This window comes from Halobacteriovorax sp. DPLXC-1, assembly GCF_036903125.1.
GTDB classification, from domain to species: domain Bacteria; phylum Bdellovibrionota; class Bacteriovoracia; order Bacteriovoracales; family Bacteriovoracaceae; genus Halobacteriovorax_A; species Halobacteriovorax_A vibrionivorans.
Genome location: NZ_JAYMCO010000001.1, coordinates 1205054 through 1219494, shown reverse-complemented (window position 1 = coordinate 1219494; position 14441 = coordinate 1205054). Strand labels below are relative to the sequence as shown.

Genomic DNA, 14441 nt, shown 5'->3' with positions numbered 1-14441 from the left:
TCTATTCCCCTGAAATAACAAATTCATAATCCTTAAAGCCTTCAATATAAGACTTATGTGTTACGCGAATAACAAGCTTTAAAAGCCCACGATATGTCGGGTGTGGTATTAGAATATAGCCCATACGGCCTGGACAACTAGGACACTCTTCAACAGATGTTACTAATTTATCATTCCAAGCAAGAGGAAGCTTCTCATTGAGGTCTTGTACACTTGTCATTGATAAGAATTCATCACTATTCATATTAACCTGAAAAACAGCACTATTTGATGATATTTTACGATACAAAGAATTAACAAGATTATGTTGAACGACCTGACTTCTCGATTTCTTATTTGCACTTCTAAAAATATTTTGTCCACCAACAAAGGCATATATTAGAACACCTAATAAGCCTGCTGTGACAACAATCTCTGCTAAAGATAAACCTTTATTATCCAACTTCAACTATAGACTCCCAGTTTCAACCCAATATGTTTGGATATTAAATCGGCGGTAACGATTTGGTATTTTTGATTTTGTGACAAGTCCCCCACTTTCAGGAAGCCCTATTTCTGGATCAACTGTCGTCCAGTTATAATTATTTGGCCCCTCTAAGACAAAATGAATTGGGGAGCAAGTTCTTAAATCATATTGCTCTTGTCTTGAAATATTTTTATTCCAAACAGTAATATTAGAATCACATTCTAATAACTCTCCATTTTCATCTCGACGAGCAAGCCATTTATACTCTCTTAGTTTTTCGATAGCGGCCGGGTGCCAAATACTATAGAAATTCACACCACTGGTAAGAGCACCACTTGATATTTCTAACTCATTTACTAGTAGTGTTCCCACAAAAGTTAAAGGCGTTGAACGAGGTTCAATTTCTAGCTCAAGACAAGCGTAGAAACCAAAGATAAAACTCACATCACTTGGAATAATACATTTCTTAGTGACCGATTGATTAGGTATCCCACCAGCATCACCTGGATACATATTACTTTGATTAAATAAGTAACGATCTTGCATTTCCATCGTCTCAGTCAATGTAATTCCATTTCCACCAACATCATACATCCAAGAATGCAGCGTATTCTTTGTAAAAGAGATATCCCAAGAATAATTGTCATTAACAGGTATACCAGAACACTTTTCTTTTAACTCTTTACTTTCAGAAATACTTAACCCATCTTCAGGCATAAATAATTCCTTACTAAGTTTTTCAAAGAGTCCCGGCATCGGCTTGCGAGGAGGTTCATTAAATCCATTATCGCGCTTTAACATTGTCCATCCCTTAAGCTCTTCATCTTCGGCATTTGTATACTTAATAGATTCCACCACTCCTTCTTTATTTCGAATGAGTTTTATATTAATGAGGTTTGGATTACCTAATTCATTAGGCCCTGGTTTATGGGCCTCATTATTACGTCGGCCTGTTGTGTAATTAGAACTATTCTCAATGGCAAAATCAAAAGCTGTTAACGACAATGTAATATCAGATATATTCTTATACGCATCACTATTGAGTTGATCCTTATTACTTATATCAACTTTAAAGTTTGTGATATTTGTTGTTGAGGCCGAAAGACTAAAATCAATACTAGGCTGCTTTTTTAAATACTCTTCAATTTCTTCAAGTGATTCATCCTTCATTTCAGCATATTCGTTAGAAGCAGTCTCGATTGCGTTAACACGAGACTCGCAGCTGGCCTTAGCACCAGGATTATCGTTGTATACACTTGCACAACTACTACTTTTTGATTCATTAAAATTAGAATCAACAAGGCTACATTTATCTGATCTTACCTTAGGATCTTTAGAGTTGAGGTCACTACATTTACTTGAAATATTTCTCACAACTCTTTGAAAGTCATTTTCCTTATAAGTGTCATCAAATTCTTCATCTGTTACTGTTTCTTTAGCAAGAACTTCCTTAGATTTAATAAAGTTAATGCTAGAGTTTAAGTTAATTTTGAACTCTGTATCACGTGCTAGTAATAACTCTGCTGTTTCGCCATTTGCAGGAACAGAAACGTCCATTTTCATGATTGGCTTTTCGGATTTACCTACATCTATATAAGAGACTGTATTTTTGTCATTTTTTAAAATAACAGTATAGCCCTTCGTTGAGCTAACTAATTCACTTGGGAAGGCATATTCTTTAAATTCATTTGATATCGGAAGATTTGTTTTTGAAAGTCCGACACTAAATCCACTACCACTTAATTTACCAAATAATCTAGAATCTCTAGTTTCAGATAAGTTCTCTTCTAGCTCGCGCCAAATATCACACTTCTTTGCAAGACTTGTATCAACATAATATTCATTACCAAATAAGGCGGCAATCCCCTCATCGACTTCGTCTTCAAAGACAACGCCACGTTTTATCGTTTTTACATTAGCATAAGTCGAATAAAGTTGATCATCCTGTCCACCAAAACTCTTTGGTACAAAATTACCAGAACCACTTTTGACAGCACCTCTTCCTAAATGAATATTGGAATAAATCCCAACTGGTGCATAAGAGCTCGACGGTAGAATAAGGTCATTATCAACATAAATTGGTGCGTGAATATTTAAACCTTTAGAGCTTTCTGATCCAGTATATTTAGATAAGTCTAGATCCCCACCTTTAATGATTGCAAATTGATTTAGGGTTCTTGGAAATAGACCAACTAAACTTCTCCCGTAGGGCCTACTATTATAATCGGAGCATCTATCGATATCCTTCATCTTTGCTTCAACAAAGATTTCGATATAGCGATCATCCCCTGATTTATAAAGAGCACTATTTTCAGCTTTCTTTAAAGAAATTGAAACTTCATCCATACAATTTCTAAGCGTATTAGTTAGAGAAAGGTTAATTGGATGGGACTGACTTAACTCCCCTAGAGACTTTATACTTATTGTTGTCGAGACCTCATCAAGAGCAGGTTCAAAGCCAATTTCTTTATTATATTCATTTTTATAGGCTTGCTTAATCGCAGTTAGAGAAGCGCTAGACCATAGGAGCCTTTCAAGATTTAATTTATTACTAATTACTTCATGCATATCTCCAGAACAGCTTTCGCTTCTGGCCCACTTATCATCCATACACCAACGATTTTTTAAAGCATGAGTCGTGTATGAAATAATACCGCGAGTAAAGGTATCCATTTCAGCATTAATGCGGCCATCTTTTTTCTTTTTTGAGACAACGTCGAGAACCTGATTTAGGTTCATTGTGAGATACGCTGCGGCCACCGAAGCAAAAATTATAAATGCTAGAGCAGCACCACCGCGTTCATTTCTTAACAACTTCATAAAAATCCATTTTTAATCAATTCAATTACTATATTGCAGGAGAAAACCAAATATCGTAAACGCTTCCAATGCGTCCATCTTCAGTCGTAAAAGTCGACTTCTCTCTGGCCTCTGCTCGCCCTTCAAAAGCGATATGTCCTCTTTTATATTCTAAGTTTATTGAAGTAACACCTTTCTTTGGTAATGTCGTCATTTCAGAACTTTCACTGATCCCGTTACCATTGAGATCATTCCATAGAATTAAATTTGAATATACTTCGTCATTAATATCGATTACACCGTCATTATTAGAATCATACTTAGCTAAAGCTCTAAAGCCATTTTCATATGTATTTTGATCACCGAATAACTCAAGGGCACTATTAATTTTTCCATCACCGTTTCGATCAATGGCAAGGAAATAACCTTTCGAATTAGGCTCTACCCAGTTTACGACTGGTACATCATTTATTAGTGGAAATGAACTTCTTCCTAAGAAGTCAGGGAGATTCGCATCGAAGAATAACATTAGTGGTGAATAATAAGAGCCACAGAATTGATTTCTTCCAAGAAACGCCGCTTTTACATTTAGACAGTCTTCAAAGTCATTAAGGCCAATACTTCCTTTATAGTCGAGCTTAACCCACTTATCTTCTTTTTCATTATGTTGAAAGAATTCCACACGCACATCACTAGAAGAGCCAGAGAAAATTACACGGCCAGTACTTAGATCACGTGCTCCAACTCTTTTTGGAATACTTAATTGCGCAATTGAAACATTGACTTCACCTTCATGAATTTCACTTTCAGTATCTTCCTGTGCACCTGATACAATTTCAGTTGAAACATCCATTGCTTCCTTACCTCGGATACCACAATTGGCAAGCCCAGGCTTTTTCGTATATGAAGACTTGGCAGCGTAGCCAGTTCCCTTCCAATTATAGAAGAATTTACATTTAATATTTGAATTGAGAGCTGCTTGAGCTAGAGGGTCTCCTTGACGACGACAATCAAGAGCATCGTTTAAAAAGAACTTTGCCCTCTTGTAAGCACATTTATATTTAACATCACGTGAAGAGTTTCCACTTTTTATTAAACAATTAACATCATTTGATTCAGCATTCCACGTACATGATTGCCCATAAGTATTTGGCCAAGTTACCTGAGGAGAGAAGACCGTATTACTCTCAAAGTGTTGTCCACCATTTGATAACTTCACATTCATTCTAATATCACCACCACGAGGATCAATCGTACTCTTAGCATGTCTCAGGTTTGCACCATAACAAGTAGGAGTTAGCGTAATATTTAAATGTTTTGAGCGAAATTGATCACACGAGTTCTTCTTAATAACATTTCCCACTTGGTTTAACCTAACGCCAAGGGCCGTGTTATTTGGAATGACAGAAATTCCTTGAGCAAAGACTTGATGACTACTAAAGATTGTTAAAAATATTAGTACTAACACTTCTGAGATCCCCTTATTTGCAAGTAATTTTCTTTAGATTAACATAGGTTTTTTAACTACTTACAACTTACTGATTTTACTTCAACTCAATTTGGTCCCAACGTATCTTACTAAAAATACATGAGAACTTTTCTTGGCATTACTCATGAGATGAGTTCTGCTTATCGACTAAATCATTAAAAGAATCCTCGATCTCTCTGAAGTAATCTCCTTTTCGAAATGTTACTTTCTCTAGAAAATGTTCTTCATCCTCTTCAGACTTAGCTAGTTTTTTAAAGTGATTGTTTAAACGATATAAAGGGCCCGCAATCTTGTGGGACATTGTTAAACCTAAATATAGAAATAGAAAGAAAGAAACTAAGACTGCAATAAGAAGAGAAAAGCTTATGATTTGAACTTGAACATCCCAAAAGCCTTGAAAGGCAGCACTTTGAAAGAAGCCACTCTCCTCTGCCATCTCTCTGACATTTACAAGAAACGACAAAATTGTGGCAACAAAAAGTCCACACGAGATGAGATTTAAAAATCCAAATTTAACGAGAAAGTGTTTTTGAAATTCTGGGTTAATCCAGATTTGCTTGAGGCGTCGGCGATTTTTTGCCATTTATGAGACTCCTATAATAAGTGTTTAATTTATTATAGGAGCTCACTTAAGTTATTGAAACATGGAAAAAGTTAACCTGTTTCTTAGTGATGATCATCCATCATCGCATCATCAAAGTCTTTACATGCGATCGCTAGAGATGCTGGTAAAAGTGCCCAAAACCCTACTAAACACAATGCAACAAATACTTCTAAACTCATATATATTCCTTCGATAGATAAAATTTTATAAGAATTAAAGACTATTATAAGTCATTTGACGGTTCCTGACTAGTAAATTCAACTTCTGCCACGTTGGCCAACTGTGCCTTATCAATCTCTACTTCCATAATTTTTTGGAATCTCTTAGAGATTTTACCTGTAGTTATATTGATATTATTAACGTCTTTAGTAACTGTTGCAAGATGCTTTGTTAGATCAGTCCATCTCTTCTCATAGAGATTAAAGTCTTTACCTAATTTATTGATTTCTTCGTGAAGAATAGACATATACTTTGAACGCTCCATATTCATCATAACACTTTGAACAGTTGTTAAAGTTGCCATAAAAGTTGTCGGTGATGCGATCCAAACATTATGCTTTTGAGAATAAGAAATAATATCTTCATGATATGCGTGAATTTCAGCAAAGATGGCCTCGGCCGGAAGAAAGAGAACGGCCTGCTCAGCAGTCTCACCCTTAATAATATATTTACTTGAAATATCATCGATATGTTTTTTTACATTTCGTACGAATTCTTTACGTGCACTCGCCTTCTCTTCCAATGATCCTTCAAACATTCTTTTGAAGTTTTCTAATGGAAACTTTGAATCCACACAAAGCTTTCCAATTGGATCAGGAAGATCAACCATTGCATCCACGAGCTTGTCATTACTTAATTTGTACTGAAGCTTATAATACTTATCACCCTCACCAAATACTGACTTTAAAAGTGAAGTTAGCTGAACCTCTCCAAAGATCCCACGTGATTTTTTATCAGTTAGAACTTCTTGAAGGCTTACAACATTTGTCGAAAGTGATTCGATTTTCTTTTGGGCCTCATCAATTTTAGCAAGACGAGCAATAATTCCAGTAAAGGTTTCATTAGTCTTCTTGAAATTCTCGTTGAGGTTTTCTTGAACTTTATTATCAATATTTTGCAGTTTATCTTGAATTGACTTATTCGTTTTATCAAACTTCGCCTCAAGATCTTTTCCAAGCTGATCTTTAAAAGTGAAGAGATCCTTATTTAGAGCACCTTTTGTCTCCATCAATCTTTCAGCAACAAGTTCTCTTAGATTAGAGAAGTTTTCTGCTAGCTGATTATTATTTTTGAATAAAGTATCCGTCATTTCATTCTTTTGAGAACGAATTAAATTATTAACTTCGTCAAAGTTAACAACTTGCTCTTTTTTAAAAATTAAAAAGAGGAATCCAATAATTACAATTTGAAGAACAATAACTACTATCGTTAAGGCCATTAATTCATTCCTTCTTTTTCACTAGGCATTTTATATGCCTGTGGATTCAACTGCTTCTTTTGCTCTTTTAAAAACTGTAGGCCATCGACCCAATTACCTTGCACTCTCACTCCCCAATGAAGATGTGGAGCACTCGAGCGTCCAGTATTACCACTTAAAGCTATAATTTGACCACGTTTAACTGTATCGCCAGTTTTAACTTTAAATTCTGACAAGTGGCAATACATTGTGATGACACCAGCACCGTGATCAATAAAGACCGCCTTTCCATTAAAGAAGAGATCTTCAACAAGGATTACTTTCCCATCGTTTGATGCTTTGATTGGCGTTGGCCTTCTTGCTCGCATATCCGTACCAGAATGCCAGCTATTTTTCTTATCGTTAAATACACGGCGATTACCATAAACAGCAGTGATCTTACTATTTAGCGGGCGGATAAAATCTTTATCTGTTAATGAACGATCTGTAACAGCACTTGCATAAGCTTCACTTTGTAGTTTCACTTCTCTTTTCCAGCGCTCAACCGCTTCAGGAGAAAGATCAACGTGCTTCTTTGCCACCTTGATATAAGATTTCTTATAATCAAATGGCCTTATATTAAATGTCGTAAAGTGATACTGAACTTCACTTCCGTAGACCTTAGACTTTAAGTAGCAATGAACATTACTTGGCGCATCTGTTTTCTCACCATCTTTTGTTTCAAAGTACCAATATCTCGGAGCATAGAATGCCGTTATTTTTCCATTTTTAATTTCGTGAGAAAGCCTCTTATCTCCACAGAGAATATGAAATTCTTCCCCGAGACTTGGCAGGTCTAAAATAATCTTATTCACCTTACCTGGGTAGGCTATACGTTGTTCAACCTCATAAGTTCCAAGCTTTGGTAGAGGCTTAAGGCCTGCACATGAACAGAGAAAGAGTAAAAATGAAAATAGGAAAAATGTTGTATTGTGTCTCATAAGGAAATTATGGCAAATAAGTTGCGATTTTTAAAGGCCTATTGCTTTAAAAGTGCTAAAAATAAGGGTATAAACAAATATATTTATTTCGAAGGGGTAATTAAATGGCGACGATTAGGCCACAAAATGCAAAAGGGACACGTGACTTTGGTCCACTTGAATCATCAAGACGAAATTATATATTTGATACAATTAAAAAAAGGTTTCAATCACATGGCTTTATGCCGCTAGAGACACCTGCCGTTGAGAACCTGAACGTCCTCACTGGTAAATATGGAGAAGAAGGAGATAAGCTTCTTTTTCGCGTTCTAAACTCAGGAGACTTTCTAAAGAAGGTAAAACCAGAAGATTTAGAAGAGAAAAATCTTGGAGCAATCTCAGCAAAGATGTGTGATCGCGGTCTACGCTATGACCTTACCATCCCATTTGCTCGCTATGTGTGTGCCAATTTAAATGAGCTGGCCCTCCCATTTAAACGCTATCAAATTCAGCCAGTCTGGCGTGCGGATCGTCCTCAAAAAGGCCGTTATCGCGAATTCTATCAATGTGATGGAGATATTATCGGAACAGAATCACTTCTAAGTGAAGTTTCCCTAGTTGAAGTCTATCACGATGTTTTCAACGACCTAAAGCTTGATGGTGTTGAAATCGTCATCAATAACAGAAAGATCCTTCAAGGTATTGCTAGTGTTCTAGGCGTCAGCGATAAGCTTACTGATATGACAATTGCCATTGATAAGCTCGATAAGATTGGAGCTGAGAAAGTTGGAGAAGAACTTTTAAAACGTGACTTTAGTGAAGAGCAAGTAGCAAGACTCTCAACACTTCTTACCTTAGAAGGAAGCTCTGATGAGAAGCTTTCAACAATCAAAGAATTTCTAGGAGAAGACGAAGTTGGTAAACTTGGCCTTGAAGAACTTGAATTTGTTCTCTCAAATGTGCGTGAGCTAGGAATTGAAAACCTTGTTTTTGATCCGACTCTAGCAAGAGGACTTGATTACTACACAGGTTGCATTTTTGAAGTAAAACTTGTTGATGGTTCAATGGGAAGTATCGGTGGCGGTGGACGCTATGACGATCTAACGAGTATGTTTGGTCAAAAAGAGAAGCTCTCAGGTGTGGGAATCTCATTTGGAGCTGAAAGAATTTATGATGTCATGCTTGATCGTGGACTCTTTGAAGATATCGGCGCAAGCGTAGATTTTATGATCATCAATATGAGTGATGACGACCAAAAAGAATACCTCCAAATTGCTCGCAAATTTAGAGCGCAAGGCCATTCAATTGAGATCTACCCTACTTCGGCCAAGATGAAGAAGCAGATGACTTACGCCAACAAGCGTGGGGTTAAGAATGTAATCTTCTATGGGGATCAGGAAAAAGAACAAAGAATTTTAAAAATAAAAGACATGGAAACAGGTCAAGAGAAACAAGAAAGCCTCGCATAGCGAGGCTTCTTTATTTCTAACGAAATGAATTCGTTTGATTATCCTAGGATATCGTATGGACGAATTGTCTTTCTACCGTTAGCTGTACATCTCTTTTGAGCTTGATCAACTAGCCAGTATACGTACTCGTTCATTGCTTCAAGAGCGTCTGAAGATACGTTGTATCCTTTACCCTTTAGTGCTTCTTTAGTTTTTGAACCAACTAGTAGCATTTCCTTTTTCTTAGTTGATTTCTTAGCTGCTTTTTTCTTTGGAGCTGCTTTCTTCTTAGTTGCTGCTTTTTTCTTTTTAGCCATTTTAAACCTCTTGTTTAGTTGTTTTAGTAGAAAAATATGTAATATAGTAATTTTAAGTACCTAGCATTTATTACGTCAATAAAAAAAACCGATCGCCTCCTATAATTGCCGAAAATTAGGCTTAACTATCCTAAATAACTGGGTAAAATACGTCATTTTGCATAAAATCCTTCCTTGAGATAGTCTTTAGAGATGGAAAAGCAAGTGTTTAAAATTGCAAGCCAAAAAAGCAACAGGTTCATTTTAGTAATTAAGAACCTTACTAGTCACACTAGTGTGCTTGAGATAAATAAGTGTCATCTTGTTATGCTTGTATCTCCGCAAAAACTAACGGCTCTATTACCGAAAAATAGCTGTGCCCTAGGGCATAGGATTGAATTATATATTGTCCAAAATTCACTTGTAACAAAGGCCAATTCAGCCGATTTAACAAAGCATGAGCAGGCCATAAAGCTAACAAGTGAAGTCATGGATATTGGTGCATATAACGACGAGCAGAACCACGTAACTTTTAAAGTTCTGGAAGAGAGTAAGGAGATGCACGAGAAGATTGAAAATGTAATTTTGAATCGATTAGAGAAGACAAATAATTTATTAGATAAATTTAGGAAAGTACCAGTCGATGAGTAACGAAGATCCAAGAAAACAAACATTCTTTAAAGACTTAGAAGTCTTAGTGGTTGAGTCTCTCGGTAATGCCCGTGTTGCATACGAGAATGCATTTAAGTCACTTGGTATTGAACGTAAGAATGTACGTTTTGCTAAAACTTTTCATGATGCCCTTAAAGAGCTCGACTCTTTTGAGCCCAATCTTGTTTTTAGCTACGAAGTACTTGATCAAGGTCGCTATAACGACGTTTTAAAGAAGCACTTAAAGCTTCAGCCAAATCGAATCAACAACAGCTTCATTCTACTGACTCAAAATGATTCCATTGATGCGATTTCAAAAATTGCTCAACAACAAGTGGATCTCGTTCTACCGATCCCATTCACTGTAGATAGTATAAAAGCCTTAATGGATAAGTTATACGAGATGAAATCATCTCCAAGTGATTATCGAAAACTTATCAATGCCGCTTATGAACAAGTAGGAAAAGATCATGCAAAAGTTTTTGAGATTGTAGAGAAGGCCAGAGAGTTATCAAAAGGGCCATATGAAACATATTATCTGGAAGGACTTTGTCATTTCAAAGATAAGAATTTTGAAGAGTCCCTTAAAGCACTTGAGAAGTCTTATACAATAAACCCAAAAGACTTTAATACTCTAAAGCTATTTTTTAAAACTTATAAACATCAGAAAAATTACTATATGGCCTTGCAGTATTCACTTAAACTGCATGCGGACTACCCTATTTCACCAGATATGTTGAAAGACTTATCAATGGTTGCAGTTGCAGCTGGTAAGCATGAATTAATTTTAAATTATTATGATGCTTATAAGAAAGTAAATGAGCCTTCAGATGAGATCAAAGATGCCATTTCTGCGGCCATTGTCATCTATGCTCGATGTGAACTTGAAAAAATTGAATTTGATAAATCATCTATTCAAGACTTACAAAAAAATAAGAAATACTTAAAGGCATTAAAGCTAATTGAGGAAGCTTCAATCATTTGCGCAACAAAGCCTGCAATTTTAGAAAAAATGATTATTATCCTGACTCAAACACCAGATAATAAGACCACTAAATTCGTGCAAGTTAAGCAAAAAGAAAAATTTCCAAAGTATGAGAATGCTCCACTCATGGATGCCCTCGTCGCAGATAAAGACTCTACTGCTTCCCAGTCTTTAAAGATGGCCATCGACACATTAAATAGTGGATTCAAATCAGAAGAATTATTTGAAATTATCATCAAACGCTCTGTCGATATGAATCGTAAAGAAGAGAGTATTCAGGAGTGGTATGAGCAGGCCATCAAAATCTATCCCCATATGAAGTCTCGTCTGAATAAATTTTATAACGCTTAACGAAATTCCAGTCACTTACGCACTTTTGAAAAATAAATTCCTTTGCAGAATTTTTCTTAAATTATATAAAAATGGGAAATATTAGGGAGGGGTTTATTATGTTTAGAGCAGTTATATTGCTAGTGGCCATTGTTTATCTAACAAGCACAATGGCACAATTTAGAGCACCACAAATACCGAACTATACACAATCTGCATGTGTTGAAAAATTGTGTTCAGGTAACGAAAGAGAATGTTCATCTAATTATGAACTAAGAAGAATTTACGATGCGTGTACAAGACAACTGGACTTAGGTTGTATTAACAATTCAATGAGACTTCTTTCACGTTTTGATCAAAATGATCACAATGAGCTTTATGCAATTGCTCGTTCTTGCCAATACGTAACAGGAAATGTTCAAGCAACAGTAATGGCAAATTTAAGTCGCTACGATCGTAATGATCTTAATGAAGTAACAAGCTTAAATTCACAACTTTGGTTAGTACAAAATTCATGTCTTAACAGTGCGCTTTCAAGATTAAGCAGAAGAGACTTTGATAGCCAAGAAGACATCAGAAGAGTTATGTCACAATGTGTAGGAACATTTAATGTTGCCTGCTTTGAAAATGAATGTGATGGACACTTCGCATGTAATGATCAAAATGAAGTAGTGAATGCTTTAAGAAAATGTATAAGTGGACCTAGTCTACAAGACCGTCGTCGTCTATAAATAACGAAATATAAAACACACAAGAAACACAACACACACAATTAGGTTTTTAATGACGAAAATTCTTTTTAAAATAATGGCCATCACGATGGTGGCCACTTTTACACAAGCAGACTTTAACCGTTCAATTCTCTTTAGTGGTCGACTAGCGAATTCATGTGAATTTGTAAGCGATCAAGCTGTCCTTGAAGTTGTTGACTCCCTAACAATAGCTATAAAAGATATCAAAGATGAGCGCTACCGTTGCCAATCAATCTATGCAAACTCAAAGGCCTTCCTTTCTTCACTAAGTGAGCAATATAAGGGCAATGCCAATGAAGTTTCTATTATCGATTCAAACTTAGAGACGATTGCCAGTGAGGTTTATCAACTTGTGGCAAATAGTAATTATAACGGTGAATACGATGCTGAGATTCTCTCTCTACAAAGAAGAAGAAATGAGATCCTCGATTCAGATTACCGTAAAGAAAATGGCGTTGTTGATAGTCTCACAATGGCCACAACAATCTTAGATGACCTAAGAGATGCGCCAGAATGTGATGATGACTTAGGTCCAAAAATGCTTCGCCCTGCAGTTATGTTAATGGGACAAGTTGCCGGTGCTCTATACCCAGGTTCTTCCCTATTCACTTCTGCAGCTTCTACAGGACTTGCCAATATGGTTGATAGTCTTGTCTCTTACGTAAGTTATAAAGGAAGTGATGCTTATCAAGCGTTAGAAGACTTATATAATGATAGAAATTACTACGTATCTTATAAGTGTGCATATAAGAATATCAATGCCATGACTTGTAACCTACGTCGTAAGAATGCAACAAGAGAAGAAGCTAAGTGGTTATATGACTACATTCAAAGGCTAGATACTCCAGACAAAGACTTTCAAAGAATTAAAGATTTAAGAAAGCACTACCCTCGTATCCAAAGAATTCTAAGTGAATTAAGAGATATTTATGAAACTGCAAATCAACAGGATACAATTGTAACCATTGCAACTCTTCAAAAGGAGCAAGCAAAGCTTAGACTGCAACAGCCTGATCCATATCAAATCGAAGAGTGGAATGATGAATATCAAAATATAAAAACTTGGGGAACGTGGTCACAAACTTTAACTTGGTTTGCTAATGTAAATGCAAAGTTAAATGTCTATTGTCGTGAATTCCAAGACGGTAAGTACTGGGTAAATCAGAATAGTGATTGCCAGGAAAACCAAATTGCTCGAAATGAAGATCGTACACAGTATATTCAAGAAGTAATTAAACCAGCTCTAGCTGATCTTGCAGCCGACAAAGAAAGACTTTCAGAGAAGCTTAGAAATTCAGTTAACGTTGAAAGATTATATAAAATCATCGAAGCAGAAGATAATTGGCGAGATAATAAGAAAGATTTTTCAATCTCAGAAGTCATCGAAATCTTTGAAGAGGATTTAACAAAAACGGGAACGAGGCCACAAGCAACTGCCCTATTTTCAGTTCGCATGAGAAACGCTTTAAAAGCACTTAAGGCCCTTGTTAATTTTGAGAAGGTTGTTGTCAATGTTCCAAGTCTGACACCAGAAGACTGTGATATCGACGCTCCAAATTGCCAGTGCAATAGCTTTAAGGACCTATCACAAGCAGCTTATACTTATTTAGCAAATAATTTATCAGATGGTGATGTTCTTTCAGTTGAGACAATCGATGCGACTTTCTACAACTACATCCGTGCAGTTGAAGAATACTTCCTCTATGGACTTCCATATGCAGAAAGCCCACAGCTAACATATGAGGATAGCTTAAATTATTCTAAATATACTTTTTTAATCCCAATTTATCGCGGAATACAACAAAATCTTCTAAGAGGAGATAATGTTGGAGCAAGTAATATTCCTCTCATGAATACGGCAAGAGAAAGCTTTGAGAAAGTTTTTGGAAAGTCGATTATTAAGATCCTAAATAAGAATGCAAAGAAAGTTCTTAAGAAGGGAAAAAGACACGATAGCTATCGTGACACTCTCCATTCATGTGCTATCTACTACCCAATGCTTAAGAAAAAAGGCATGGGGCTAAGAGCAAAATTCTTAGCAAAGAGATGTGCTGAGATTCTTGATGACAGCGGTGGTATTCCCTACCTAGTCAATGGAAGCGAGCGCTTCTCAACTAGAAATGAGGCCTATGAGTCACAGTGCTTCTATCGTAACTACGAAGAGGCCGTAAGTGTAAAGAAGGCCGAACTTGCTCGAGAACTTGATCAAAATGGAGATCTTCCAGAATTATAATATTGCCAAGCC

The 14441-nt window shown here is 36.2% G+C and carries 12 protein-coding genes; 5 read left to right on the top strand and 7 right to left on the bottom strand.

Translation table 11 applies throughout. The annotated features are described in order from the left end of the window. Position 1: 1 nt before the first annotated feature. From VCM44_RS05965 to VCM44_RS05940, 6 genes are all read right to left on the bottom strand, one after another. Complete coding sequence (locus tag VCM44_RS05965; protein ID WP_334678289.1) at positions 2–448, bottom strand: hypothetical protein; 447 nt, start codon at positions 446–448, stop codon at positions 2–4. After that, entirely contained in the window at positions 449–3286 is a 2838-nt protein-coding gene (locus tag VCM44_RS05960) for a hypothetical protein (protein WP_334678288.1), read from the bottom strand. A 28-nt stretch (positions 3287–3314) separates the two neighbouring features. Next, positions 3315–4733 carry a hypothetical protein gene (locus tag VCM44_RS05955; protein ID WP_115363650.1) on the bottom strand — a complete coding sequence of 473 codons (1419 nt, stop codon included), beginning with the start codon at positions 4731–4733 and terminating at the stop codon, positions 3315–3317. Positions 4734–4872: 139 nt separating this feature from the next. Further along, on the bottom strand, positions 4873–5337 hold the full coding sequence (locus VCM44_RS05950; protein ID WP_115363652.1) for a hypothetical protein: 465 nt from the start codon (positions 5335–5337) through the stop codon (positions 4873–4875). A gap of 244 nt (positions 5338–5581) precedes the next feature. Continuing rightward, positions 5582–6796: a DNA recombination protein RmuC gene (locus VCM44_RS05945; RefSeq protein ID WP_115363654.1), complete on the bottom strand. Its 1215-nt coding sequence runs from the start codon at positions 6794–6796 to the stop codon at positions 5582–5584. Further along, a complete protein-coding gene (locus VCM44_RS05940; RefSeq protein ID WP_334678287.1) occupies positions 6796–7755 on the bottom strand; it encodes a M23 family metallopeptidase in 960 nt (319 codons plus the stop codon). The genes VCM44_RS05945 and VCM44_RS05940 overlap by 1 nt, the downstream gene beginning before the upstream one ends. Before the next feature lie 104 nt (positions 7756–7859). Between VCM44_RS05940 and hisS the strand changes: the two genes are divergently transcribed. Further along, on the top strand, positions 7860–9203 hold the full coding sequence (gene hisS / locus VCM44_RS05935) for a histidine--tRNA ligase (RefSeq protein WP_334678286.1): 1344 nt from the start codon (positions 7860–7862) through the stop codon (positions 9201–9203). A gap of 38 nt (positions 9204–9241) precedes the next feature. Here the strand turns inward: hisS and VCM44_RS05930 are convergent, their stop codons facing one another. Next, positions 9242–9499, bottom strand: a complete 258-nt coding sequence (locus VCM44_RS05930; RefSeq protein ID WP_199506668.1) for a hypothetical protein — start codon at positions 9497–9499, stop codon at positions 9242–9244. A 192-nt stretch (positions 9500–9691) separates the two neighbouring features. On the opposite strand from VCM44_RS05930, the gene VCM44_RS05925 reads away from it, so the two are divergent. The 4 genes from VCM44_RS05925 to VCM44_RS05910 all read left to right on the top strand — a co-directional run bounded on the left by VCM44_RS05925 (position 9692) and on the right by VCM44_RS05910 (position 14429). Next, positions 9692–10129, top strand: coding sequence for a hypothetical protein (locus tag VCM44_RS05925; RefSeq protein WP_115363660.1), 438 nt, complete (start codon positions 9692–9694; stop codon positions 10127–10129). Next, a complete protein-coding gene (locus VCM44_RS05920) occupies positions 10122–11465 on the top strand; it encodes a tetratricopeptide repeat protein (RefSeq protein WP_120405114.1) in 1344 nt (447 codons plus the stop codon). Before VCM44_RS05925 ends, VCM44_RS05920 begins: the two co-directional genes overlap by 8 nt. A gap of 98 nt (positions 11466–11563) precedes the next feature. After that, positions 11564–12175, top strand: a complete 612-nt coding sequence (locus VCM44_RS05915) for a hypothetical protein (protein ID WP_115363665.1) — start codon at positions 11564–11566, stop codon at positions 12173–12175. Between the two features lie 52 nt (positions 12176–12227). Beyond that, positions 12228–14429 carry a hypothetical protein gene (locus tag VCM44_RS05910; protein ID WP_334678285.1) on the top strand — a complete coding sequence of 734 codons (2202 nt, stop codon included), beginning with the start codon at positions 12228–12230 and terminating at the stop codon, positions 14427–14429. Positions 14430–14441 lie beyond the last annotated feature (12 nt).